24 protein-coding genes are annotated in these 25,140 nt (G+C 37.4%); 4 read left to right on the top strand and 20 right to left on the bottom strand.

Features of this window, described 5'->3' with window-relative positions; all coding sequences use genetic code 11:
* Nucleotides 1-42: 42 nt before the first annotated feature.
* Both FG382_RS08795 and FG382_RS08790 read left to right on the top strand, forming a co-directional pair.
* Nucleotides 43-375: a DMT family transporter gene (locus FG382_RS08795; RefSeq protein ID WP_142538522.1), complete on the top strand. Its 333-nt coding sequence runs from the start codon at nucleotides 43-45 to the stop codon at nucleotides 373-375.
* Between the two features lie 19 nt (nucleotides 376-394).
* The gene (locus tag FG382_RS08790; RefSeq protein WP_142538521.1) at nucleotides 395-733 is read left to right on the top strand and encodes a DMT family transporter; all 339 of its coding nucleotides are present in this window, start codon (nucleotides 395-397) and stop codon (nucleotides 731-733) included.
* A gap of 34 nt (nucleotides 734-767) precedes the next feature.
* Here FG382_RS08790 and FG382_RS08785 read toward each other — a convergent pair whose 3' ends face one another.
* Nucleotides 768-1,760: an LLM class flavin-dependent oxidoreductase gene (locus FG382_RS08785; RefSeq protein WP_142538520.1), complete on the bottom strand. Its 993-nt coding sequence runs from the start codon at nucleotides 1,758-1,760 to the stop codon at nucleotides 768-770.
* Between the two features lie 195 nt (nucleotides 1,761-1,955).
* On the opposite strand from FG382_RS08785, the gene FG382_RS08780 reads away from it, so the two are divergent.
* The gene (locus tag FG382_RS08780; RefSeq protein WP_170206466.1) at nucleotides 1,956-2,165 is read left to right on the top strand and encodes a hypothetical protein; all 210 of its coding nucleotides are present in this window, start codon (nucleotides 1,956-1,958) and stop codon (nucleotides 2,163-2,165) included.
* A 137-nt stretch (nucleotides 2,166-2,302) separates the two neighbouring features.
* On the opposite strand, the gene FG382_RS08775 is transcribed toward FG382_RS08780, so the two are convergent.
* The 13 genes from FG382_RS08775 to FG382_RS08715 all read right to left on the bottom strand — a co-directional run bounded on the left by FG382_RS08775 (nucleotide 2,303) and on the right by FG382_RS08715 (nucleotide 17,416).
* Nucleotides 2,303-2,716: a DUF4183 domain-containing protein gene (locus tag FG382_RS08775; protein ID WP_142538518.1), complete on the bottom strand. Its 414-nt coding sequence runs from the start codon at nucleotides 2,714-2,716 to the stop codon at nucleotides 2,303-2,305.
* A 284-nt stretch (nucleotides 2,717-3,000) separates the two neighbouring features.
* The gene (locus FG382_RS08770) at nucleotides 3,001-3,330 is read right to left on the bottom strand and encodes a DUF4183 domain-containing protein (RefSeq protein WP_229677358.1); all 330 of its coding nucleotides are present in this window, start codon (nucleotides 3,328-3,330) and stop codon (nucleotides 3,001-3,003) included.
* A gap of 215 nt (nucleotides 3,331-3,545) precedes the next feature.
* Nucleotides 3,546-3,983, bottom strand: a complete 438-nt coding sequence (locus FG382_RS08765) for a hypothetical protein (RefSeq protein ID WP_142538516.1) — start codon at nucleotides 3,981-3,983, stop codon at nucleotides 3,546-3,548.
* Nucleotides 3,983-4,780: a DUF3100 domain-containing protein gene (locus FG382_RS08760; protein ID WP_229677359.1), complete on the bottom strand. Its 798-nt coding sequence runs from the start codon at nucleotides 4,778-4,780 to the stop codon at nucleotides 3,983-3,985. Before FG382_RS08760 ends, FG382_RS08765 begins: the two co-directional genes overlap by 1 nt.
* A 271-nt stretch (nucleotides 4,781-5,051) precedes the next feature.
* The gene (locus tag FG382_RS08755) at nucleotides 5,052-6,461 is read right to left on the bottom strand and encodes a YfcC family protein (protein WP_142538514.1); all 1,410 of its coding nucleotides are present in this window, start codon (nucleotides 6,459-6,461) and stop codon (nucleotides 5,052-5,054) included.
* Between the two features lie 46 nt (nucleotides 6,462-6,507).
* Entirely contained in the window at nucleotides 6,508-7,683 is a 1,176-nt protein-coding gene (locus tag FG382_RS08750) for a M20 family metallopeptidase (protein WP_142538513.1), read from the bottom strand.
* 158 nt (nucleotides 7,684-7,841) lie between these two features.
* A complete protein-coding gene (locus FG382_RS08745) occupies nucleotides 7,842-9,155 on the bottom strand; it encodes a helix-turn-helix domain-containing protein (protein ID WP_229677360.1) in 1,314 nt (437 codons plus the stop codon).
* A 208-nt stretch (nucleotides 9,156-9,363) separates the two neighbouring features.
* Nucleotides 9,364-10,662 (bottom strand): dihydrolipoamide acetyltransferase family protein, encoded by a 1,299-nt coding sequence (locus tag FG382_RS08740; protein ID WP_142538512.1) that lies wholly within the window; start codon nucleotides 10,660-10,662, stop codon nucleotides 9,364-9,366.
* 12 nt (nucleotides 10,663-10,674) lie between these two features.
* Nucleotides 10,675-11,658, bottom strand: coding sequence for an alpha-ketoacid dehydrogenase subunit beta (locus FG382_RS08735; protein ID WP_142538511.1), 984 nt, complete (start codon nucleotides 11,656-11,658; stop codon nucleotides 10,675-10,677).
* Nucleotides 11,658-12,668 carry a thiamine pyrophosphate-dependent dehydrogenase E1 component subunit alpha gene (locus FG382_RS08730; protein WP_142538510.1) on the bottom strand — a complete coding sequence of 337 codons (1,011 nt, stop codon included), beginning with the start codon at nucleotides 12,666-12,668 and terminating at the stop codon, nucleotides 11,658-11,660. Before FG382_RS08730 ends, FG382_RS08735 begins: the two co-directional genes overlap by 1 nt.
* Nucleotides 12,669-12,684: 16 nt before the next feature.
* Nucleotides 12,685-14,115 carry a dihydrolipoyl dehydrogenase gene (gene lpdA, locus FG382_RS08725; RefSeq protein ID WP_142538509.1) on the bottom strand — a complete coding sequence of 477 codons (1,431 nt, stop codon included), beginning with the start codon at nucleotides 14,113-14,115 and terminating at the stop codon, nucleotides 12,685-12,687.
* Nucleotides 14,116-14,229: 114 nt separating this feature from the next.
* Nucleotides 14,230-15,324 (bottom strand): branched-chain amino acid dehydrogenase, encoded by a 1,095-nt coding sequence (gene bcd, locus FG382_RS08720; protein WP_142538508.1) that lies wholly within the window; start codon nucleotides 15,322-15,324, stop codon nucleotides 14,230-14,232.
* 73 nt (nucleotides 15,325-15,397) lie between these two features.
* Nucleotides 15,398-17,416, bottom strand: a complete 2,019-nt coding sequence (locus tag FG382_RS08715; protein ID WP_142538507.1) for a sigma 54-interacting transcriptional regulator — start codon at nucleotides 17,414-17,416, stop codon at nucleotides 15,398-15,400.
* 128 nt (nucleotides 17,417-17,544) lie between these two features.
* Here FG382_RS08715 and FG382_RS08710 point away from each other — a divergent pair, with 128 nt between their 5' ends.
* On the top strand, nucleotides 17,545-17,790 hold the full coding sequence (locus FG382_RS08710; RefSeq protein WP_093265733.1) for a DUF2627 domain-containing protein: 246 nt from the start codon (nucleotides 17,545-17,547) through the stop codon (nucleotides 17,788-17,790).
* Nucleotides 17,791-17,794: 4 nt separating this feature from the next.
* On the opposite strand, the gene FG382_RS08705 is transcribed toward FG382_RS08710, so the two are convergent.
* The 6 genes from FG382_RS08705 to ahrC all read right to left on the bottom strand — a co-directional run bounded on the left by FG382_RS08705 (nucleotide 17,795) and on the right by ahrC (nucleotide 24,983).
* Nucleotides 17,795-18,520, bottom strand: coding sequence for a glycerophosphodiester phosphodiesterase (locus tag FG382_RS08705; protein WP_142538506.1), 726 nt, complete (start codon nucleotides 18,518-18,520; stop codon nucleotides 17,795-17,797).
* Nucleotides 18,513-20,084 (bottom strand): flagellar assembly protein A, encoded by a 1,572-nt coding sequence (locus FG382_RS08700; RefSeq protein WP_229677361.1) that lies wholly within the window; start codon nucleotides 20,082-20,084, stop codon nucleotides 18,513-18,515. Before FG382_RS08700 ends, FG382_RS08705 begins: the two co-directional genes overlap by 8 nt.
* A 560-nt stretch (nucleotides 20,085-20,644) precedes the next feature.
* Complete coding sequence (gene spo0A, locus FG382_RS08695) at nucleotides 20,645-21,382, bottom strand: sporulation transcription factor Spo0A (protein WP_229677362.1); 738 nt, start codon at nucleotides 21,380-21,382, stop codon at nucleotides 20,645-20,647.
* A 276-nt stretch (nucleotides 21,383-21,658) separates the two neighbouring features.
* The gene (locus FG382_RS08690) at nucleotides 21,659-22,615 is read right to left on the bottom strand and encodes a SpoIVB peptidase S55 domain-containing protein (protein WP_142538505.1); all 957 of its coding nucleotides are present in this window, start codon (nucleotides 22,613-22,615) and stop codon (nucleotides 21,659-21,661) included.
* 117 nt (nucleotides 22,616-22,732) lie between these two features.
* Entirely contained in the window at nucleotides 22,733-24,436 is a 1,704-nt protein-coding gene (recN, locus tag FG382_RS08685) for a DNA repair protein RecN (RefSeq protein ID WP_142538504.1), read from the bottom strand.
* Nucleotides 24,437-24,533: 97 nt separating this feature from the next.
* Nucleotides 24,534-24,983 carry a transcriptional regulator AhrC/ArgR gene (gene ahrC / locus FG382_RS08680; protein ID WP_142538503.1) on the bottom strand — a complete coding sequence of 150 codons (450 nt, stop codon included), beginning with the start codon at nucleotides 24,981-24,983 and terminating at the stop codon, nucleotides 24,534-24,536.
* Nucleotides 24,984-25,140 lie beyond the last annotated feature (157 nt).

The following is a 25,140-nucleotide window of genomic DNA, read 5'->3' as shown; positions in this document are numbered from 1 at the left end:
TGCTTGCTTTTAACGTTTTAATAATGATAGGAGGTGTTTTATATGAATGCATACATATTACTTGCAATCGCAATTATTAGTGAAGTTTTTGGTAGCTCTATGTTGAAAGTGACAAAAGGTTTTAAAAAAGTGCTGCCTTCTATTGGGGTGGTGTTAGGTTATGCCCTTGCATTTTATGCATTGTCTTTATCGCTAAAAGCACTTCCAATTGGTACTGCTTATGCAATTTGGGCCGGAGTAGGAACTGCATTAACTGCTTTAATCGGCATAGTTCTCTATAAGAAAGCCTATAATAGGAAAAAACTTTTCGGTCTTGTATTGATTATTTGCGGAGTTATCTTATTAAATTTATCAACTGGAGATGCGTTTGCGTAGAGAAGGAGAGAATTCATATATGAAGGGCTATAGCTTACTAAGCATTTCAATTTTAACGGAGGTTTTTGGGACAGCTATGTTGAAATTATCGGAGGGTTTCACAAATCTTGTCCCTACTTTTGGGGTTATTGCCGGATATGGCTTATCATTTTATTGTTTGTCTTTGTGTTTAAAAACAATTCCTCTAAGTTTGGCATATGCCATTTGGTCTGGTGTCGGTACTGCAATTACCGCAATTATAGGTGTGCTCATTTGGGATGACCCGTTTAACTTACTCACTCTTTCTGGATTGGCACTTATTATAGCCGGAGTTATACTACTTAACGCATCAAACAGTAGGAAAGAACCATCTCATTGAGAATGGTTCTTTTTCTAATGTCTTTGCCTATAAATTAAAACAATTCACGTGCAAGAAGTCGGTAGACGTCCAACCGTTTTTCTTGAGAGTGTGGAATGCTACAAATCATCGCTTCGTCAAATCCATACTTGACTTGTTCTTCTTGTAGTATAGTGGCAACCTCATTTGGCGTTCCAACTAAGTGTATTTTGCGATTTTGTTGAATTGCCATACGATCCATTTCCGTTAATGGATAATTTTGAGCCTCTACTGGTGTTAATGTTTGGCGGATTTGCCCTCTCATTAGTGATAATCTGGAAATATCCTGCGGCAACGCTTCAAATTCTGCTTCTTCTTTCGTTTCAGCAACAGTTACCATGTATGTTACATTGATCACTGGTTTTTCCATTAATGCGGAAGGTGTAAAATTGCGTCTATAAGCATCAAAAATTTCTTTTGTCATACCGCCTTGGAAAAACTGTGCAAATGAATAGCCGACTCCTAATCGACCTGCTTGAATGGCACTATTTCCAGTGGAGCCGAGTAACCAAGCTTCTGGTAAAACGACATTCGAAGGAGTAGCAATTGAACGATTATATAAGCTATCTTCTGGTACTTCATCGTTCAATAATTGCAAGGTAGTCGACAGCTTTTCATACATATTATTTAACATTGGCTGACGACCTTCTGATAGAGCATACATAGCATAATTATCTCCACCTGGAGCACGTCCCACACCAAAATCTATACGCCCCGGTGAAAATGCACTTAAAGTTTTAAACACTTCCGCAAGCTTGAGTGGTGAGTAATGCATCATCATCACACCACCTGTCCCGATGCGAATATTGTTCGTTTTCGCGGCTAAATGTGCTGCAATAACCTCCGGAGCTGAGCTCGCAATCGTTCCAGTCCCATGATGTTCTGCCATCCACATTCGATGATAACCCAACTGATCAGCTAATATTGCAAGCTCTTCCGCTTTCTTTAAAGCATCTACCGCAGTATTACCTACGGTGATAGGTGCTTGATCTAGAACACTTAACTTCATTCGATGATCTTCCCTTCTATATATGTAAAGTTAGATAGAAATTGTTCTCTTTATCAAATTGTATTCTTTAACTGTTGGTTGGTAAACAAAAGTGACTTTCTGACTCTATTAATAGAAATGTGTTTATATTGTGAAATAAGAGGTACATAAATAATAGGCGAATAACTTTTATAAATGGAAACGGAGGAAATAACTATGAAAAAAAGAATGATTGCTTTGCCTTTTGCGCTATCAACAGCCCTTTTATTAGGCGCATGTGGAGATAATGATGATGACTTAGATGATGTGGAAGTAAACGACCCAATGTTAGAAGATGATGGTGAAAATGACATTGGCGTTCCTGATGATGAAAATGAGGAAGAGGTGGATGAGGGTACCGATTCTTCTGAAAGTTCTACACCTTAATAATTTCGTTACTCGAGAGTACACTTTCTCCTTAATGGGGAAGTGTACTTATTCGTTTACACTAAAAGAAACCAATCATCTTATTCTTTCATTGGTTTACAATACTCTATCTAAAAACCTGTCTTAAGGTTAACGTCTTAGCTTAGTGTGGTTGAGAACGTCAACAACTCAACTATTATAGGGGTTTGTGCACTAATTGTAGAATTGACTGGGGCAATAGTTAAAGACTGGGTATTTACCGTATACAGCCCTCCCTCTTGAATTACACCATTGATATATAGATTGGCGTAGCCATTTGGGTTAAAGCTCATAAAGTTAGTTACTTGGTTTCCATCGTCGTCAGTAAATAAATTGGAAAAAATAGTAGTCCCACTTGCCAAATTCAAATTAGCTTCTGGAATATAGAAATACCTTTTAACAGTCGGTATAACGTTTACGACAGGGGGAGCTATTATTGTAATTTCATTGAAAGATTTACAGACAAACCTTCTTCTGTTCGTATGACAATCATATACTCGCATTATTTTTTGGGGCTTTTTATGTTTTCCCATCGTATGGACACCTCCTTCCTTTTACTATATGTACATAGTTAGTTTTTTGTTTTGCAAAAAGGTTCATAAAATGAATTCTCTATCTCAACCATTAATTTACGTATTTCAGAATCGTATATAATTGATGTGAATCCAGTAGAGTACAATCTAAATTTTTGAATAGAAAATGAACGGGGTTATTCATTTATCCTATACATGCTGTGGATAATTTGGAATTACCCCATTCCTTATTTCAGAAAACTCAGTTAAAATAATTCAGTAACTTTTATGAACTTTTATTTTCATTAAATTACTGTAACTAAATCTACAGCTTCTACAACTAGAGGTGTTCCAGCAGTAATAATTCCATCGACCTCATTAAAGGTCAATTCTGTAGCAGAAATCGTATATGCGTCGCCTTCTTGTAGTACACCGTTTACATAAAGATTATAGTATCCATTCGTAATTACTGGAAAAGCAGTTGCTGCCGTTCCACTGTCATCTAAAAATTCAGTTGCAGGGATGGTTGTTCCATCAGTTACAACTAATGGTGCAGCCAATACATTAAAGAATCTTGTTGAGGTACCAGAAACATTTACATGAATATTCATCAGGGAAAGTGCCAATTCATTCACCTCCTTCCATATACTTTATAGTAAATGCGAAATTTCAAAAGTTATTAGGGCTGACCACATAACAAATCTATAAAAACTTTATAAAAGAAATAATTCTTTTTCTTACAAATACAAAACAAAAGCTGGCAGATAAATTACTTCTGCCAGCTTTTGAAGATTATAGATAACTTATATTTACTAATAATTATACAGAAATCTAAATAATCCAGTTCTGTTTAAAATCTACCCTGCAATTTAAAAACAATCTCCGCAAATAATGTGGCGAATAAGAAAGTTCCTGTGTAGACAACGAGAGAAATGACGACAATTCGCCAACCTAGCTTTTTAAAGCTTTCTAAGTCTTTCCCAAGAGATAGACCTGCATATGCTAGAATTGGGGTAGCTAAGGCCATAAAATTAATCTCTGCCGTTTTTGCAACAATCCATTCATTCCCGGGAAAAATTGGAGTAGTCGCAATTAATGCTATCAATGAAATCCATACGACCGCTGGCATTTTAGGTATGAGCTTGTTTAAACCTAAACCGATTACTGTAAACAATACGATAAGTAGCATACCAGGCAGTGCTTGTACAGGAGATACACCATATCCCACCCAGTTTCCGAGAATGGCGATGATTCCTATTAATACTAATACTTTTGTTTTTTCTAGCATTATTTTGCGCCCTCCTTACGTGTACGTCCTATTTTAGGCTCGAGCCATTCATAAAGACGCGCCGTTACTGGAAGTGAGAAGAATACACATAAATACGTTCCTAGAATTGTAGAGATCAAGTTAGCCGCAGCCGCAAACAAAGCGATATCTTCCGCATCATTTGGAAATGTAACAGCCAGTGCCCCAGAAGCAGCCGCCATCATACTACCTGATCCAACCCCTGCTCCCATCGCCAATGATATGGGATGGAAAATTCCTAAGCTTCCTAAAAATCCTGCTAAAATAGCCAAATAGATTGCCCCAAATACTGTTCCACAGATGTAGACACCTAATGCTCCTCTTCCTTCTGGTGAATCTGCCCCGTACTTTTCTGAAATTATGGCTAAATTCGGCTCTCGGTCGATTGAGAAGGTAGCCCCGATCGCCTCTCGTTTCATACCAATGAGTAATGCTATTGGCAATCCAATAATAATCGTTCCTAAAACATGTCCAACTTCTTGAACAGCTAATGATACTCCTGCATCGAAAATTTTAGGTAATGATGGGCCTAACATCGATCCAAGCTTTGCTACAAAAAGTAAAAAAGATATTCCTAGTATTCCAGCTGCACGCTTCATCTGTACTTCATTCATTAATTTCAGTTTTGGAAAACTAACCACTCCACCCATCAATAAAACATATAACATTGGAAACAAAGCAATTGTACCTACTCCTAAATTGAACTGTTTCACACCTATAGCTTCACCTATCAGAACGAAAAAAAGAACGATAATATGAAGCTTCCAATCTTTTAACAATAGTTTCTCCTCCTTGAAAATACTCTACCTCTTTTTATGTAATTTGAAAATCTCTTATCGTTCCTAAATTCCTGCCAATCTACCTCCCCATGCTGTCTAAATCCTTCAAATCTCAATGATGAAAATGGAGACAGATATTCGTTAAAATAAAAAAATCCTTCTTGAAGAATACTTGCTGAACAAGTATTCATAGAAGAGGATTTTTTTACCTTAACAAATCATAACATCTATGCTAGTTCATTCAAACAACTTTTTAAGTATTTACTAATTACTAAAATGGTCCCCAATTGATCGAAACTGCAATAATTAGCGTAATGACAGCGATAACCATCCAAATAAGGAAAAGAGGAAACATCCATTTGAACCACTTCGTATATGGAATTCCAGCTATCGCAAGACTTGCCATTAATGTTCCTGACGTTGGAATAATACTATTTGTGAACCCATCTCCGAACAAATACGTCTGAACAGCAACCTGTCTTGTTACTCCTAGCATATCCGCTAAAGGAGTCATAATTGGCATAATAAGTACAGCTTGTCCGCTCCCAGAGGGTACGACAATACTAATAATTGTGTTTGCAACGAACATCGCCATTGTAGCCATTATTGGCGAGAGACCGGTAAATAAATTCGATAAAGCATACACAATTGTATCTAATACTTGTCCCTGCTCCAATACGACTAATATGGCACGTGCTGCTCCTACAATGAGTGCTCCATACAATAATTTTTCAGCACCCTTCATAAAATGAACGATAAACTGATTGTAATGGATCTTTCCAATCACTCCAACCAAAATTGCAACACCCAAGAAGTACGCAGACATATGATCAAGTGTCCATTTGAACTGTATCGTACCATACACCATAAAAGCAAAAGCAAGGCCTACAAAAAGGAGAATCCCTTTATGTTTGTTCGTAAATTCACTATGAAGCTCACTTTCATCAAGGTCAGATTCCTCTAAGAATGAATGAGAAAGTATACTATTTTTAGGATCCTTTAACACTTTTTTAGCATAGCGCCATGTATACCAAATGGTAATCGATACAATTACGACAAAAACAATAACACGGAACAGTAGCCCAGAAAATAGTGGCAACTCAGCGATTTTATGTGCTATACCAACTGAGTAAGGATTGATGAAGCCCACATTAAACCCTGCAAAGGTAGCTCCAAAAGTAATCGCAACTGCAATAATCGGATCGAGTCTCAACGCTTTGGAAATAATAAGCCCAATGGAAACAAAAGCGATGACTGAGTTAGCGACAGCACCTACAGCTCCTCCTAAAGCAAAAAGAATCGTAATAACAGCTATTAAAATAAATTCATTTCCTCTTGTTTTATCTATCGCTTTCATTACTGCTGCTTTAATAGACCCAGTCGATTCAATGACCTCCATCAGCCCACCGATAAATAACACAAGGAATATAATACTACCGGATTCCACCATACCTTTTTGCATGGATAAAAGAATATCCATTACACCAACCCCCATGCTCTCCACACTGTGGTAAGTGCCAGGGACGACCATTGTTAGTCCATCTTTTTCAACTCTTTCAAACTGTCCTGCTGGAACTAGATACGTAGCTATTGCGGCAATTAATAAAATGCCAAAAAGTAAAACGTACGTATCTGGCATTTTTAAAGAAAATCGTTTCTTATTTTTTGTTGCAGCTTTCATAGGCTCCTCCTTCTGTTAAAAATTAAACTATTTCACTTATCCATCATCAACCTAAAAGCTTTAATGTTGCATGCACAAACATATTCATCCCTTTTGAAAAAGCATCTTCATCCAGATCAAAACGTGGATGGTGATGCGGGTAGTCAGTTCCCTTTTCTTTATTGCCTGAACCAATGAAAAAATAGGTGCCTGGGGCCTTCCGTAGGAAAGCAGAGAAATCCTCCGCTCCCATATTGGGTTTCACCTTAACTAACGCTTCTTCTCCATAAAGTTCACATACTGTTTCTTTTATTAAACGAGTTATCTCATTATCGTTAATAACTGGAAATGGACCTTCCATATACTCAAAAAGATAAGTAGCTCCATGAGCTTCCGTTATTCCTTTTACCACTCGTTCCATCAAATCAACAACAACTGGTCTAAGTTCCATATTAAAGAGGCGAACAGTCCCCGCAATTTCAACGGATCCTGTAATAATATTCATGGCAGTCCCACCTGCAAATTTAGTTATAGATAAGACTAGTGTATCTAACGGATCCACATTTCGAGAGACAATATGCTGTAAATTAGATACGACTTGTGCTCCTACAGCAATAGCATCGACCGTTTGATGTGGAAGACCTGCATGTCCCCCTTGCCCCGTAATGGAAATAGTAAAGGTATCAGGAGATGCCATTACAGGACCAGCTGCAACTCCAATTTTTCCGGTTTCTAGTGGTGACCACAGATGAGCTCCAATGACCATATCTACTCCGTCCATAACTCCTGCCTGCACCATTTCTTCCGCTCCACCGGGAGCCAACTCTTCCGCATGCTGAAATAGAAAACGGACCTCGCCTTTCAATTGATCCTGCAAAGTAGAAAGAATTTTCGCTGTTCCAAGTAAAATTGCCGTATGTCCATCATGACCACAAGCATGCATAACACCTGGATTTTGCGAGGAAAATGATAAAGAAGTTTCTTCTTGAATAGGCAATGCATCAATATCCGCACGAATTGCTATCACTTTACCCGGTCGCTTCCCTATTAGTCGTGCCATAACACTTGTTTTCGTGGGACGTAAAACTTCTAAATTATCGAAAGACTGAAGCGTTTCATAAATAAATAGAGCTGTCTTTTCTTCTTGAAACGATAATTCTGGATGGGTATGAAGATACCTTCTCCAAGCAATCACTTCATCCTTAATCTCCTCTATTAAAGGAGGAATCGCTGTATTTTCCATCATATTTTCTCCTCACATTCTATGTATTAGCTTGCTGTAAAACATAGAATTTTTTTAGGTTCATTTTCGGCTATGACCAAAATTATATATTAATTGAGACATTTGAATCAAGTGTTAATTTTCTAAAATCTATAAATAAAATAAAAAAACAAGACCATTTAAAGATCTTGTTTTAATATAATTTGATAAATTTTTCTTGGTCTACCCCTAGGGTGAGGGTTTTCTTCTCCAATCACTTGTGCAAAACCTTTAGACTCCAGCTCAGTCAAAATTCTTCTAGCACTTCTCGGCATAATACTCATATGTTGTGCTAAATCATGGGCATTGATTTCTATCTTGCCAATCTTTCTTAAAATTGATTCTAATTTACTTAAAGTTGCAATACTTAGTGATGTTTGCTCACTTAATATTTGTAGATGTTTTGGGGCATATCCATATGTAATCTGCTCAGGTCGACCAAGTGGTCCAATAATTGTTTTATCGTCCAATATAACCATCGATGCGCCTTTGTGAAATTCTTTTGCGTGCAATAAGGCTGTCCCAGCATTAATCTCTGCCTCATAGACAGTTTTTCCAATTCCAATACCACTTGTCACTGCATCCTGTCCTCTCAACTGTAGAATCTCGAAATCTGGGATAATAGTGAAATCTCTTGTCATTTCTCTCAGAAGTCCATGCGTGGTAAAAATGACAAACCGGCCTGGTCCCGCAGCTTTAAGGGATCCATTTATTTTTTTTGTATATTCCAATAGCTTTTCGGTCATTTTAATTTCAATTTTATAAATTTCATCTGTGCTAAAAGTATCTTTCGTTAAACTTGAAAAAGAATCGAATTCAATCATTTGCACCGCAATTTGTGTATCTTTAAAATGCATCGTCTCATGTGTTTGAAGAATAAGAGCTAAAGTTGAAACGATAGCAGATTGAGTAGGAAGTACTCGAAATGCAGGAACACCAAGTTTACGAAGTTCATGTTGAGCATTTTTTAGACAAGTGACTGCAGCTAAGGTCTTTCCATTTTTCCAAAGTTCATAATGATAGTTTACTATTTCATCTGTAGGAACTTCCCCTTCGTAATATTTTAAATACGGTGGTTTTACAGCTATATTAGATTCTTTAAACACTCGCTCTAATTCATCAGGATGAAACATGTCAAAGCTTATTTGTTCGAATGGTATTTTCTGATTATAAGCAATTTGCAACAACGTTTTAAACAAGCTGGAGCCGGAAGATGGTACATAAAACATTGGTTGTACAATGCCCCCCCACTTCTTTGCAAATCCATATGGAATTTGCCCAGAGAAAAGCCACATATCTACATCCTTCTTATACATGGTCAATTTCTCTATTATCTCCTCATCATGCCAATATGAGATAGAAATATAGCTGAATTCAGGATATTGCCTAACAACTGATTCCATTATTTCAATAGAATCTTCCGCTCCGAACAAACCCAATCGAATTTTAGTCAATTTAACTAATCTGCCTTTCTATTAAAATTTTTCAGTCAATTATTATATAATTTTATCATAATAATTTGTACTTCTCTTATTAATCTTTCATGGGAATTAGAGTCAGCTAATCTCCTATAAATGTACAGAATTATTTCCTGGTATTAATTTAATCTTACAATTAAAAAAAACTCAAAACCGTTCCAAAAACGATTTTGAGTCACTTTTATTAATACACAGACGTATTCTCTTTTGTAATATTCTCCAAGATCTCTTTCACTCGTGCTAGGAAACGACCAGCAACTAAACCGTCTAGTACTCGGTGATCAAGTGATAAACATAGGTTTACCATGTCACGAGCTGCAATCATTCCACCGTCCATAATAACTGGACGTTTTACGATGGATTCTACTTGAAGAATGGCTGCTTGAGGGTAGTTGATAATTCCCATAGATTGAACAGAACCAAATGATCCTGTGTTGTTTACAGTGAATGTACCACCTTGCATTTCGTCTGATTTTAACTTCCCAGAGCGAACTTTTGCAGCAAGTTCATTGACCTCACGAGCGATGCCTTTGATTGTTTTCTCATCCGCATTTTTGATGACTGGAACAAAAAGTGCATCCTCAGTCGCAACAGCGATGGAAATATTGATATCTTTTTTCTGTATAATTTTATCTCCAGCCCACATGGAATTCATCATTGGGAATTCTTTCAGAGCTTGTGATACAGCCTTTACAAAGAAAGCGAAGTACGTAACATTAAAGCCTTCTTTTTGTTTGAAGTCATTTTTAATAGAGTCTCGGTATTGAACCATATTCGTTACATCTACTTCAATCATTGTCCAAGCATGTGGAGCTTCATGTTTACTGCGTAGCATATTCGCTGCTATTGCTTTACGAACACCTGTTACTGGTATTTCAATATCTCCAGCTGATACAGGAACATTTACAGGAGCAGCTTTTGGTGGAGCTGTCACTTGAGCTTGTGGTGTTGCTTGTGTTTGCTCAACTACTGGTTCAGCCTGTGCTGCTACTGGAATTTCTCCACTCTCAATGATTTTCAGTAAATCTTTGCGTGTAATTCGTCCTTCGTTGCCTGTTCCACTAACTAACGAAAGGTCAATTCCATGTTCTTGTGATAATTTTAGTACTGCTGGTGAATAGCGAGCTTTTGCTCCTTTTTCACGGTTAACCGGTGCAGTATGCTTTTGTACTTCTGCTGGTTTAACTGTTTCAGCAGTTGGCTGTTCTGGAGCGGATTCCACTACTTCTTCGGTAGCTCCACCTTCAGTTTCTATCGTACAAACGATTTCTCCAACCGCTAGTGTATCTCCTTCATTTGCAATAAGCTCTTTAATAACTCCTGTAAAAGAAGAGGGTACTTCAGCTGTTACTTTGTCTGTATTTACTTCCGCTAAAGCGTCGTATTTATTGACATGATCGCCTGGTTTTACCAACCATTTTTCAATTGTTCCTTCCGTTACACTTTCACCAAGTTGAGGCATTTTGATTTGTTCTAAAGCCATGTTAGTCCCTCCTTAATATTCCGCTAGCTCGCGCATCGCTTTTTCTACTTTATCTGGATTGATCATAAAGAATTTTTCCATTGTTGGCGCATATGGCATAGCAGGAACATCCGGACCAGCAAGACGCATGATTGGTGCATCTAAATCAAACAAGCAATTTTCTGCAATGATTGCCGCCACTTCACTAATGACACTTCCCTCTTTATTATCCTCAGTGACAAGAAGTACTTTACCCGTTTTGGATGCTGCTTCTATAATAGCTTCTTTATCTAATGGATAAATTGTCCGTAGGTCAAGGATATGAGCAGAAATTCCGTCTTTTTCTAAACGTTCTGCAGCTTGCAACGCAAAGTGAACAGCAAGACCATACGTAATAACCGTAATGTCTTCGCCTTCCCGTTTTACATCAGCTTTTCCGATTTCAATCGTATAATCTTCTTCTGGAACTTCCCCTTTAATAAGACGATACGCACGTTTATGCTCAAAGAACATAACCGGATCTTCATCGCGAATCGCCGCTTTTAACAATCCTTTTGCATCGTAAGGAGTAGAAGGAATGACAATTTTCAATCCTGGTTGGTTCGCAAAAACAGCTTCCACTGATTGTGAGTGGTAAAGAGCACCATGAATGCCTCCGCCGAACGGGGCACGAATAACAATTGGACAAGTCCAGTCATTATTCGAACGATAACGAATACGCGCAGCTTCTGAAATAATTTGATTGACTGCAGGCATGATAAAATCTGCAAATTGCATCTCCGCAATTGGACGAAGCCCGTACATTGCAGCACCAATACCTACACCTGCAATAGCAGATTCAGCAAGAGGTGTGTCTAAAACGCGGTATTCACCGAATTCATCATAAAGGCCATTCGTCGCTTTAAAAACGCCGCCTTTTCTACCTACGTCTTCCCCAAGAACGAATACGCGCTCATCGCGAGTCATTTCTTCTTTCATTGCAAGTGTTATTGCATCGATATAAGACATGATTGCCATTATGCGTTCCCCCCATCTTTTTCTGCATATACATGTTTCAATGCATCTTCTGGAGCAGCATATGGTGCGTTTTCTGCATAATCTGTTGCCTCATTTACTTCCTTCATGATGCGGTCGTTAATTTCTTTTTCTAATTCTGCAGTTAAAATATCATTATCTCTTAAATATTTTGCAAACGTGATTAGCGGATCTAATGCTTTTCCTTCTGCAATGTCCTCCGCAGTGCGGTACTGACGATCATCATCATCCGATGAGTGTGCAGTTAAACGATAGGTTACCGCTTCGATTAAGCTTGGTCCTTCTCCGTTACGAGCACGATCTGCTGCTTCTTTTACTACTTTATAAACCTCAATCGGATCTTTTCCATCTACCCTCACACCTGGCATTCCGTAACTAGATGCACGGTCTGCAACCGTTTTACTCGCAACTTGTCTTTCAAAAGGCACAGAAATAGCATAATTATTGTTTTCAACCATTGTGATACACGGCAATTGGTGAACTCCCGCAAAGTTTAATCCTTCGTGGAAATCTCCTTGGTTGGAAGAACCTTCTCCTAATGTTACAAACGTAATAAAATCCTTCTTTTCTATTTTTGCAGCTAAAGCAACCCCCACTGCATGTGGTAATTGAGTAGTAACCGGTGAAGAACCAGTCAGAATTCTATTTTTCTTTTGACCAAAATGACCTGGCATTTGTCGACCGCCAGAGTTTGGATCCTCCGCTTTTGCAAAAGCGGATAGCATTAGATCTTTTGCCGTCATACCAAAGTGTAAAACAACACCCATATCGCGGTAATACGGCGCAATATAATCTTTTGTATTATCTAAAGCAAATGCCGCTCCTACTTGTGCTGCTTCTTGCCCTTGACAAGAAATAACAAAAGGAATTTTACCTGCTCGGTTTAATAACCACATACGTTCATCGATACGACGTGCCATAAGCATCGTTTCAAACATTTTTAGCACATCTTCATTTGTTAACCCTAATTCTGCGTGACGATTTGTTGTCATATAGAACTCCTCCTTTTTACATATGAATTGCTTTACCATCTACGGCAAGTGCCGCTTCTCCCATAACTTCACTCAGTGTTGGGTGTGGGTGAATCGTATGTGCGATTTCCCAAGGAGTTGCATCCAGAACCATAGCTAGACCTGCCTCTGAAATCATATCTGTTACATGAGGTCCAATCATATGAACACCTAATATATCATCCGTTTTCTTATCTGCAACGATTTTGACAAAACCATCTGATTCGCCATAAACAAGCGCTTTTCCAATCGCTTTAAAAGAGAATTTACCAACTTTCACGTCAAATCCTTGCTCTTTTGCTTGTTGCTCTGTAATTCCAACACTAGAGGCTTCTGGATTTGAATAAATACAACGTGAAACTAGTTTGTAGTCAATCGGTGAAATGTCGTTACCCGCGATATGCTCTATAGCTGTGATACCTTCGTGACTCGCCACATGTGCTAGTTGGAGACCTCCGATTACATCGCCAATAGCATAAATATGTGATTCTTTTGTTTGGAATGTTTCAGATACTTGGATAAATCCTTTTTCTACAACGATATCGGTATTTTCAATACCAATACCTTCTACATTTGCTTGGCGACCAACTGAAACAAGCATTTTCTCAGCTGTGAATGTTTTATTTTCACCATTTATTTCTGCTGAAATGGTAACTTGATCGTTTGCCGTTTCCAAAGTTTCTGGAAGTACTTTTGCACTTGTTGCAAAAGCGACTCCTTTTTTAGCAAGTAATTTTTGCATTTCTTTGGAAATATCTTTATCTTCTGTTGGTATGATACGATCTGCATACTCAATAACAGTCACTTTTACACCGAAGTCATTTAACATGGAAGCCCACTCAATACCTATTACACCGCCGCCTACTATTAAAATTGATTGTGGCAATTCAGTCATCGCAAGCGCTTCATCTGAACTCATGACAAGGGTTCCATCAATTGTTAGACCCGGTAAAGTACGTGGTCTGGAACCTGTCGCAATCACTACGTTTTTCGGGATAAGCATTTCGTTTTCATCACCATTATTCATTTCGACTGAAATTGTTCCACCTGGTGATGGAGAAAAAATAGAAGGACCAAGCATTCTTCCTGTACCTTCTAACACATCAATTTTACCTTTTTTCATGAGTCCCTGAACGCCTTGATGTAATCCGCTAACAATCGATTCTTTACGAGCCTGCACACGGCTGAAGTCTAGTGTCACTTCTCCTGTGTTTACACCGAAGTCTGCTGCATGATTTTTGGTTGTTGCATATACTTCTGCGCTGCGAAGCAATGCTTTACTTGGAATACACCCTTTATGTAAACATGTACCTCCAAGATTGCCTTTTTCTACAATTGCAGTTTTTAATCCTAATTGAGCTGCCCGAATAGCAGCCACATAACCGCCTGTACCGCCACCAATGATGACTACATCATATTCTTTTGCCACGACCTTGCCTCCTTAATACTGAACAAAACCAATTTAGAACGAAGAAGGCCGCTTTTTTCAAAGTCGGCCCATCATTTGGTTATCATTTATTTTCTATGATCCGTCTATTTAATATTATCGATTAGTAATAATATGTTTGCCATTTTGTAAAAATTGGCTACGAGATTTCCCAACACGCTCAATGCGTTCTTCAGCTAGTCGGTCTGCTGCTACGTATGTTGGAATCTCATCTCTTTTAGAAATAGCGAAAATCTTTTCAATTGTATCATATATTCCAGAAACACGTTTCATTGCACGATCGTGATTATAGCCATATAATTCGTCTGCTACGTTAATCACGCCACCTGAATTGATCACATAGTCCGGTGCATAAACAATACCCATTTCGTGGATGATATCACCATGTTTTGTATCTTTTAATTGATTATTTGCAGAACCTGCAATTACTTTTGCTTTTAGTTGCGGAATTGTGTTGTCATTAATAATTGCACCTAGTGCACATGGTGCGAAAATATCTGCATCTTGAGAGTAAATTTCATCTACTCCAACTTGAACAGCATCAAACGCATTTACAGCTCGGTCAACTGAAGCCTGGTTAATATCAGCAACAATTAGTTTTGCACCTTCTTTGTGTAAATAATCGCATAATGTGTATGCAACATTTCCCACACCTTGAACGGCAACTGTTTTGCCTTCAAGTGAATCAGAACCAAAAGCCTCTTTTGCAGCAGCTTTCATCCCTACATATACACCATAAGCAGTTACTGGTGATGGATTACCCGATGAACCGAATGCTTCTGAAATACCAGTTACATAATTTGTTTCCTCATGAATAATATCCATATCTGCTACTGTAGTACCAACATCTTCTGCTGTAATATAACGACCGTTTAGCCCTTGGATGAAACGACCAAATGCGCGGAACATTTCTTCGTTTTTATCTTTTAATGGATCACCAATAATAACTGTTTTCCCGCCACCAAGATTTAGACCAGCAGCAGCATTTTTATAAGTCATTCCTTTTGCTAAGCGTAGTGCATCTTCAATCGCCTCTTCTTCAGACGCATAATTCCACATACGAGTTCCACCAAGTGCTGGTCCAAGCGTAGTGTCATGAATTGCAATAATTGCTTTCAATCCTGATGTTTTGTCTTGGCAAAAAACTAATTGCTCATAATCGTAAGTCTCCATATATTTGAAAATTTCCATGTGTAATTCCTCCTAGATAGTAATTTCTGTTATATATATAAATACCCCTTGTTATGTGAAAATAACTCCCATTTTAAACTAACTGATATTTTTCTAGCTTATAATATAGTGTGCGAAGAGAAATTTGAAGTTTTTTAGCTGTTTGCGATTTATTTCCCCCGGATGCTTTGAGCGCCCGTGCTAACACTTTCTTTTCCATCTCATCCATTTGTTCTGCTAGCGTGCCGATCGGCTCATCATCGTCTTTATTTTCTATCGCAAGCATCGACTTTGGTAGATGCTGTTCTTCGACAAAACGATCGTTCGGCTGCAAGAAAATCATAGAACGACTAATAATGTTTTCTAGTTCTCGCACATTTCCGGGCCAATCATAGGCAAGCAAGCTGTCCATCGCTTCCTCTGTGAAACCTTCCACGTTCCGACCAAATTCTTGATTTAGCTTTACCAGTAAGTGTTCCGCAATTATCGGAATATCTTCTTTTCGCTCACTTAATGCTGGAATATGGATAGGCATTCGATTTAATTGGAAATAAAAATCTTCTCTAAATGTACCTTCACGCATTGCTTTTTCTAGATTTAAACTACTCGCTGCAATGACCCGTACATCTACCGGAATAGAAGAAGACCCTCCTACCCGTATGATGATATTTTCTCTTAGAACACGTAGCAATTTTGCTTGCGTCTTTTTCGTAAGTTCCCCAACTTCGTCCAAGAAAATAGTACCGTGTTCAGCATTTTCGAATAGTCCCGCTTGACTCAATCCGTTTTCTTCAAAGCCAAATAATTCTTTTTCTAATAAATGTTCTTCCAAAGCACTACAATTAACTCGGATAAATGGATGAGGTGCTCTGGAGCTTTCACTATGAATAGCATGGGCAAATAAATCCTTCCCTGAACCAACCTCTCCCCTTAAGAGAACGGTAACAGGTACACTTGCTGCCAGTCTTGCTTGATCTATCGCAAAATTTATCTGTTTCGATTTTCCTGAAATATCCTTTAAAGAATACGATAATTCCAAGGTACGAATAAGCGTTTTTGCACGATCCAGCTCTTTCATCAGACCACGCATCTCCGTCATGTCATGAATTACACCGACACTTCCCTTTAGCTCGCTATTCACGATGATTGGTGCAACATTTACAATCACTTCTTTTTTCTGTTTTCCAACACGAAGATTTACCCCACGAATCGGCTTTTTCGTTTGCAACACTTTTAAATGAATACTTTCCCCTTCAGAAATATCCGCTGTCGCAGGTCTACCGATTACTTCCTCTTCGCTAAAACCAGTAATTCGAGTATATGCAGGGTTAATAAGAATCCCTTTTCCTTCTTCATCCACTACAGATATTGCATCATCACTCGAATATATAATGGCTTCTAACATTTTTTGTATTTCTGTTAAATTGGTAATCTCTTCTGCAAGACGAAGCACCTCTGTAATATCCTTAAATACTGCGAATGCACCGACCCTTTTTCCCTCTTCATTAATCATCGGATACCTTGACGTGACAATTTTGGTACCGCTTTCAAGAGTGAGTTCTTTGTTTAATTCGACACTACCAGTCTCGAATATTCTCGGTAATTCACTTAAGCCTATTACTTCATGCACATGCTTCCCAATAGCCTTTTCTCTTGGCATTTTTGTCATTTTTTCTGCACTTTTGTTGAAAAAATTGACGATTCCCTGGTCGTCTATCCCAATCATGCCTTCTTCGATAGAGTTAAAAATTAATTCTTGCATCATTTTTTTACGATCGATAATCTGAATATAATCATCTTTTTCTTCTAGTAACGTAACGATTAAGTTAGCAATTTCACCTGGTATAACTACCGCAGTTGCAGGTCTATTTACAAGAAGTTCTTGAAAAACCTCTCTATTCCCTGTTACATCAATGATGATTTGAATATTTCCGCTTAAAAGAGGCTTCCAATCTGAATAAGTTGAAATGTGATGCTCTTTAGCGTAAATCATTCCAGGAGCTTCTTCGTTGATATCAACAATTGCTGTTACTTGTAAGTAATCCGCCTGTTCCATCAACTTCAGAAGTGCATATCCACCGTTACCTGCACCTACAATGAGTATGTTTTGCAAAAATATGCACACCCCCGTTTTCTTTTTCGCAACTTATTGCACTTCTCATTTATCATAACGTAAGATTCTTTCGTTGACAATCATATTCTTGCATGTAAAATTAAAATCTAGGAACAGGAGTGAAGAAAATGGGTCGTTTAGCGGCTTTAATCGTGTTATTAATTCCTGGTATTTTAGCAGCGTTCGGGATTAAATTAATGAGAGATACGTTTTTCGGATTACAAATTCTCCCTATTGGAGGCTTGGCCGTACAATTTATAAGCGGTATTATTTTCACTGTTTTAGGGTTAGGCTTCTTTGCCGGATTTTTATTGAACAGGGATCGAAAAAATGGAAAAGTAGCTCCACGATTTCAAAAGAAAAAGGAATCTTGACTTTTTAGGTCAGATTCCTTTTTTGTCGTTGAATAACTTTTTCTGGATAATCTGTAATCCACCCTATGACAGATTCATGAGGATGAACGATATATTTTTCATTTCCTTTTACATTATAAAAGCGAAGTGGGAAACCTGCGTTCCATATTCTATGCATTAGCTCCGAATCATAATATCTCTTGTTTAAATGGATTGCATCCCATTTTTTTATAGATAAAATATAATCCCAATCGGAGTTTTTTTTTCCGATAAAAGCAGTTTTGACGTTCAAACCAAGCGCATGAATCGCTTGTAATATACTAAATTCGAAAGAAGAAAAATGTACATCTTCTATCCCTCTTGTTTTTTCTACAACTTCTACAATCTTCTCTATTTTTCCAAGAAACGATTCCTTGAGTTCAATATTTAGTTTTATGCCGGTATTAGCTACTAATTGGATAAACTGATCGCATGTCATTACTCGACTGTACCAAAATTTACGATATAAAGGACTTCCTAGCTTAAGTTGTAAAATTTCTTCAGCTGTCATATCTGTAATACGTCGACTATTTCCAGCTAATCTAAAAAAGTCAATATCATGAGTGACGAATGCAACACCATCTGCAGAAAGCTGTAAATCAATTTCGATTCCATCTACTCCTAACATCAGCACTCGCCTAAAAGCTTTTAAAGAATTCTCTACCGCTCGATTTGGAGCTCCACGGTGCGCATATACGGGTATTTTAGACATTTAACTCCCCATTTTCTATTTTAAATTTCCCTTTCGTAGGACTTGATAAGACGGAAGTTTTGTAGCCGATTTGAATAATTGTCCCAGCATTAGCTTCTTTTGTAATATGAATATAATAATTATTGGGTTGTCGTAACGTTCTTAAAATACGCTTAATCTCTGTATCAATTTCTTTTATTTCTACCTGCAATTGGTTGTACTTTTGCTTTGTTTGTTCGAAAACAGCTATTTGTTGAACAGTAAGGGCATTTTTTAATTGGTCAATTTGGAGTTTCAACTTCGACATTTCCTCTTGTAGCTTAATCATTTCCTGCGCTTTCTCTTTTGCGTTTTCTTTTAATATTTTCCGATCGATCCCTTGGACAATCAGTTCCGTTTTTCTTTCCAAACTATTACCAGAATATGCAGCAATAATCGAATTGACCGCTATCGTCTTTCCACCAATAATTTTCCCTTTACGTTCATTGAGGAGGATTTGGTTGGCTGAAATAGTAGAGCCGAGCGCATAAAATCCGATATTAATAGTATCTTTTGCTTCTAAAGTACATTCGTTCGCATGCTTAACAAAAATATTTTTGTATGCTTCGACTTTTGTTGCACCTCGTCCGAAAATGCCCCCTTTTATATAGACATCACCTTCAGTGGATTTTATCAATTCCGCCGCATTTACTCCTTCTTTTCCATCAATCGATACGTCTCCTGATGCGATAACTGAATATCCTGCCATCACAGTACCTTTCACTTGTATCGATCCATCAAATGTTAGATTCCCTGTTTCTAATCCAACATCTCCATCAATGACGAGATGCTTTTTAACAGATAATACACCATTTACCTCTCCAATAATACCCTTTGTTTTAGATCGAAGCACAGTTTTGCCGTCTTCCTCTACTTCGTATGCACTTTTTGTATCATAATTTAGTTTTATATCATCTCCTGGTTCGGCTGGTACGTTTTCCCCAAGTATATTTATGCCATCTATCCCTTTTTGGGCTGGGATTTTTTCTCCTAACCAGGAGCCTTCTTTTATTTCGACAATAAAATTCATGTCAAAAAAGTCGGTGTTACCATTCTCTTTAATGACAGGCTTTTTTTCTGCTTGACCCAAATATGTCACTTTCGCATTTCCCCCTTTTTGAGGAGGCAATCCTGTTGCAACTATGTATGTTTTTCCTGACTTTACATTTAGTAAATCGATTGGTTTAAGACCATAGATGATCTGTTGTTCCTGCAATACTTTTTGAATGTTTGTATAAATTTCAGCTAAATTTTCTTGGATGTATGTCTGTGATTCATAAATCGTCAAGAGCGCTTCCATTTTATCTGCACTTATTTCTAACTCCATGCTTTCAATCCAACTACCTATCTCAATAGGTTCATGCGTTTTATGTTCAAATGCATTTTTTAACGCTAAAAAATTCGATACTTTCAGACGGGTGTGCTTGCGTGTCAATTCATCAAATTTCTTCAAGGTATATCCACCATTAGTTATCGCTATGAACACACGTCCATTCTTTTCAGTTAATGTGATTTCATCATTCTGTTCGATAATCTTCAAGTTCACACTTCCTCTCCTGCATTATTATACGTCTAATAATGATTAACGTACGAAAAAAATAGGACGGCAGCTGAATTTACATAATAATACCTAACTCAGTCACAAAATAATGAAAACTCACTCAGTTGTACAGTTCTTTAGTTTCATTTTTTTCGTGATTGAATAAAGACTAAAGATATGACCATTCCTACTTCCATATGAATTAGAAGATATTATCTCAACGCGACAAACCCGACATCGACTAATACAAAACCAATCTAGCGGATGCACTTTTGTTAATAGAGCGGAGACTTGTAAATATTTATTGCGCAATAACCCCAGAATTCGAAGTATCTCACTGCCCTATTATCCAGTAAATGGCTAAGGGCAACCAGTCATCTATGGAAAGCAACCAATTCTTAAAATAACAAGTTTACTTGGAGTGGGACGAAGATAACTACCACACAGTTTCCCTATACTGATTCATAGGCTATAGGGCTTATAATTTTCTAAGCCATAAAAAAACCAGCGAATCAATAATTCGTTGGTTTAGGTTATATATATAATTAGTCCAGTATTACCAACGATTAACTAGCCATGTTCTCCATGCGAATTTTATCTGCAATCATCGCGATGAATTCAGAATTGGTAGGTTTTGACTTTAAATGGTGGACTGTGTATCCAAACATTTTCGAAATAGTTTCGTAGTTTCCTCGATTCCATGCGACTTCGATCGCATGTCGAATTGCACGCTCTACACGAGAAGGTGTTGTTTGAAATTTTTTAGCGATTTCTGGATATAATACTTTCGTAATGGAGCCAAGTAACTCAACATCCGAATAAACCATTTGGATCGCCTCGCGTAAATACGAGTACCCTTTAATATGTGCAGGTACGCCAATTTCTTTAATAACGTTTGTAATTGTATGATCAATCATCCGTTTACTTTGTGCTGCTTCTTTTTCTGGATTTGTCTTCACAGGAATGTCTTGGACAAATTCTTTTTTGCCCGCAACTTGCTTAATTTGTGTAACAAGACGATCAAATTCAAACGGCTTTAACATAAAATAGGATGCCCCTAAATCAACCGCTTGCTTCATGACGTCCTCTTGTCCAAAAGCAGTGAGCATAATAATTTGAATACCATTCAATTGGTTATTTTTTTGCAAGCTATCCAGTACTGCTATTCCATCAAGATGAGGCATAATAATATCCAGTAAAAGGACATCTGGTTTTTTAGTTTCTAATAATTCCAAGCAAAGCTTCCCATTACTCGCAGTACCGATAACTTCTATTTCTGGATGTTGATCAAAATAAGACCCCATTGTCCGTAGTAAGTCCTTGTTGTCGTCTACAATTGCAATTTAAATTTTTTCCATCCTACTCATCCACCTTTATGTTTTTTGACTTTAGTACTATTCGCTATTTTTAGACTACTTCCTTTATTTTTGTTAAAAATAAGCCTTTCCTATTACAGTTTCTACCTTTTCCGATAATTAAATAATTGTTTCGACAATTTCGTCCATTTCTCTCTAGCTACATTGTAACTTCTCTTCATGAAAAAGGGTAGACCCAATTTTGGCCTACCCTCATAATCATTTTCATGGATTTTTTTTCATCATTTCAGTAATTGCTAGTGCCGCACCATTTTTAGGCTTGTCCACATACATATGTGTTACGACACCGATTAGTTTATCTTTTTGGATAATCGGACTTCCACTCATACCTTGTAAAATTCCGCCTGTCTTTTCTATAAGCGATTTATCGGTAACAGTAAATTGAAAAAGATGTCCATCGACCGAAGAAATATTTATCGAAAAGTCTTGTACTTTTTCACCATCGATGGATGTTCGCATAATTGCTTCACCTGACATTATTGTTTCTGCATCTGCGATTTCTACTTGTTGTAATGGAATATTTTCTAGAGCATTATCCTCTAACTTACCAAATATGCCATATACATTGTTTTCATCGACACCGCCTATTGGCGAAGTATTTGCCTCATGGGAAGTGATTTTATATCCTGGTTGACCCGGAATACTTTTCTTTATTTGTTCAATGGAAGATAAATAAATGGATCCTTCTGAAAACTTGGGAGTTACTCCTGTCGTATGGTCGACAATTTGATGTCCTAGTGCTCCAAATTCTTTTGTAGCGGGGTCAAAATACGTCAATGTGCCAATTCCTTCTGTAGCATCACGTAAAAAGGGGAGAAGTTTTAGTGTTTGTTCGGAAGTAATTTCTTTTGTATGCATATTTTTATTGTGCTCATACTGAATAGTAATTTGTTCTTTGTCTTTTACGTGCTTTTTTACATCCTCAACGTTTGTTATCTTATGATCGTTAATTTGGTGAATGGAATCACCCGCGCGCAACCATTCTTCATCTGTGAGCATAACGTCGTGACTAAGGAAAACAGCACCGTATTGAAGATCAATTTGTATTGATTGACCAAGTGGGACGACTGAGGTTTGCTCCGCAAAAGTAGGGTTGCTTGCAAAGAATAATGTAATGAAAAGTATTGGCATTAGCGACCATTTACGATAGGTTTTTTTCATATTTCACCTCCTATACAAATACTATGTCCCGCAGAAAGAACTCTATGTGAGGTAAATAATTGATAAAAAATAAAGTACTGAAGTTACCCAAAAAATGAAGACCCAATAAATAGGTCTTCATACATTTCTTAATATTTTCTTCCGATCCTTCGCTAATTTTAATAGCTCTTTTGAATGTCTTAACGTTGTACTCGTAATTTCAGCACCAGACATCATGCGACTTAGTTCTTCAGCACGCTTATCACCTATTACTTCTTCTAAGACGGTAAATGTACGATTGCCGTTAACTTCTTTTTTAATCATTAAATGCTGGTCTGCCATCGCTGCGACCTGCGGCAAATGGGAAATACATAATACTTGGGAATTTGTAGCGATTCCTGCAATTTTTTCAGCGATTGCCTGTGCAACTCTCCCACTTACACCAGTATCCACTTCATCAAATATAATCGACGTGATACCTTGATGTTTGGAGAAAATACTTTTCAGTGCAAGCATCATTCGGGATAGCTCGCCGCCTGATGCTATTTTAGTTAATGCTTTTAATGGTTCTCCCACATTTGTGGAAATATAAAAAGACAATTCATCCAAGCCATTTTCATTATAAGCCATTTTCTCTGGTTCATGAAACATAACAGAAAAGGTAGCCTTTTCCATATAAAGTTCCTGTAATTGTTCCATTATTGCTTCGCTTAACTGTTTCGCTGCTACTTTTCGCTTATCTGTTAGATCGGTCGCTTCTAATTCTAAGTCTTTTTCGATTTGATTAATTTTTTCTGCCATTTTTTGAATTTGTTCATCTCTATTTACAAGTTGTCCTAAACTAAACTCGATTTGATCTTTGTATTGTAAAATTTCTTCTACGGAAGATCCATATTTTCTTTTTAATGTTTGGATTAAGGCTAACCGATCTTCTACATGTTGTAATTGATTGCTATCATATTCCATTTCATCTAATTCATTTTTTAGTTGGTATGCAGCTTCTTGTAGCATATAAAATGCGGTTGAGACGTTTTCACTTAAGTCATGCATATTTTTATCGACATCTGCTATATCCTGTAATTCAGCCATTGCTGTACCGATATAATCTAACCCTCTCGATTCAGCTAAAATGGCTTCGTAAGCATTTCCCATTTTATCGAAGACTTTATGGAAATTTTGTAGTTTCTTTTTCTCTTCCTGAAGCTGTTCTTCTTCTCCGATGACTAAACCGGCTTCTTCAATCTCATCCACTTGAAAAGTATATAAATCTATTTTATGGGCAATTTGTTGTTCATTTTCTGTTAAAGTGGCAAGTTCTTTTTTCCATTTTTTATATTTCGCAAATAATTCTTTATACGATTCTTTTACGAGTTTTAAATTATCTCCGGCAAATTGATCCAACAAATGGATATGCGCTTTGTCATCCATCAGCTCCTGACTTTCATGTTGACCATGAATATCGATCAAGGAAGCGCCAATCTCTCTTAGAATACCTATTGTGACAAGTTTCCCATTTACTCGACAAACGCTTTTACCGGAATCATTAATATCTCTTCTTAAAATAATCGACTCTTCGTCTATTTCAATCCCGACATCCATCATTTTTTTGAAAACACCATGTTTTGGATTAGAAATGAGAAATAATCCTTCTAATTCTGCTTTTTTTTCTCCATGGCGAATAAATTCTTGAGAGCCTCTTCCTCCACATAACAAATGAACCGCATCAATAATGATGGATTTACCTGCCCCTGTCTCACCAGTTAAGACGGTTAGTCCTTCTTCAAAACTAACCGTTAGTTCATCAATAATCGCAAAGTTTTTTATGGATATTTCCTTTAACAACTGTCCACACCTCTTTTTATCAATTAGGCGTTACCGCTAGGACGCGGCGTCCTTAGAGAAGCTCCACTAATAAGCATTTAGTATTTGCTAAGCGATGTTATAGCATCTCCAGTAGTCTGCTTTTAACGATTTCACTATCCGCTTCTTCTCTGCATAAGATTAAGCAAGTATCATCCCCACAAATTGTTCCTAGAATTTCTGTCCAATCTAAATAATCAATTAACGAACCTATTGCATGTGCATTACCCGGTAACGTTTTCATGACTAAAAAATGGCTTGCTCCGTCGATACTAACAAAAGCATCTGTTAGTGCACGACGCAATTTTTGTGTCGGATTAAATCTTTGGTCTGCAGGTAGACTATACTTATAACTACCATTTGGAAGTGGAACTTTCACTAGGTGTAATTCTTTTATATCTCTAGAAACAGTAGCTTGTGTTACGTTATATCCTGTATTTTTTAAAAAATCAACTAAATCATCTTGTGTCTCAATTTCGTTATTCGCAATAATATCACGAATTCTTATATGCCTTTGTCCTTTATTCAAATATGTCACCTCATTGTATATTTATCCTGAATTTACAGGGTATAATCTCCTCACTCAACTTTTGTGTGTGAAAATACACTAAAATAGTTTGGAAGAATTCGCCCGTGAATCCAAAATTGGTTGGACCAATAGATTTAATTGGCAGGGGGAGAAAAAT

It is taken from the genome of Psychrobacillus lasiicapitis, assembly GCF_006861795.1.
In the GTDB taxonomy this organism is placed as follows: Bacteria; Bacillota; Bacilli; order Bacillales_A; family Planococcaceae; genus Psychrobacillus; species Psychrobacillus lasiicapitis.
The sequence above is the reverse complement of the archived record's forward strand: the minus strand, read 5'-3'. Positions and strand labels throughout refer to the sequence as shown.

Coding starts and splice junctions, on each gene's coding strand:
- FG382_RS08795 (WP_142538522.1), top strand. CDS start 43: ATGAATGCATACATATTACTTGCAATCGCAATTATTAGTGAAGTTTTT.
- FG382_RS08790 (WP_142538521.1), top strand. CDS start 395: ATGAAGGGCTATAGCTTACTAAGCATTTCAATTTTAACGGAGGTTTTT.
- FG382_RS08785 (WP_142538520.1), bottom strand. CDS start 1,760: ATGAAGTTAAGTGTTCTAGATCAAGCACCTATCACCGTAGGTAATACT.
- FG382_RS08780 (WP_170206466.1), top strand. CDS start 1,956: ATGAAAAAAAGAATGATTGCTTTGCCTTTTGCGCTATCAACAGCCCTT.
- FG382_RS08775 (WP_142538518.1), bottom strand. CDS start 2,716: ATGGGAAAACATAAAAAGCCCCAAAAAATAATGCGAGTATATGATTGT.
- FG382_RS08765 (WP_142538516.1), bottom strand. CDS start 3,983: ATGCTAGAAAAAACAAAAGTATTAGTATTAATAGGAATCATCGCCATT.
- FG382_RS08755 (WP_142538514.1), bottom strand. CDS start 6,461: ATGAAAGCTGCAACAAAAAATAAGAAACGATTTTCTTTAAAAATGCCA.
- FG382_RS08750 (WP_142538513.1), bottom strand. CDS start 7,683: ATGGAAAATACAGCGATTCCTCCTTTAATAGAGGAGATTAAGGATGAA.
- FG382_RS08740 (WP_142538512.1), bottom strand. CDS start 10,662: ATGGCTTTAGAACAAATCAAAATGCCTCAACTTGGTGAAAGTGTAACG.
- FG382_RS08735 (WP_142538511.1), bottom strand. CDS start 11,658: ATGGCAATCATGTCTTATATCGATGCAATAACACTTGCAATGAAAGAA.
- FG382_RS08730 (WP_142538510.1), bottom strand. CDS start 12,668: ATGACAACAAATCGTCACGCAGAATTAGGGTTAACAAATGAAGATGTG.
- bcd (WP_142538508.1), bottom strand. CDS start 15,324: ATGGAAATTTTCAAATATATGGAGACTTACGATTATGAGCAATTAGTT.
- FG382_RS08710 (WP_093265733.1), top strand. CDS start 17,545: ATGGGTCGTTTAGCGGCTTTAATCGTGTTATTAATTCCTGGTATTTTA.
- FG382_RS08705 (WP_142538506.1), bottom strand. CDS start 18,520: ATGTCTAAAATACCCGTATATGCGCACCGTGGAGCTCCAAATCGAGCG.
- spo0A (WP_229677362.1), bottom strand. CDS start 21,382: ATGGGGTCTTATTTTGATCAACATCCAGAAATAGAAGTTATCGGTACT.
- FG382_RS08690 (WP_142538505.1), bottom strand. CDS start 22,615: ATGAAAAAAACCTATCGTAAATGGTCGCTAATGCCAATACTTTTCATT.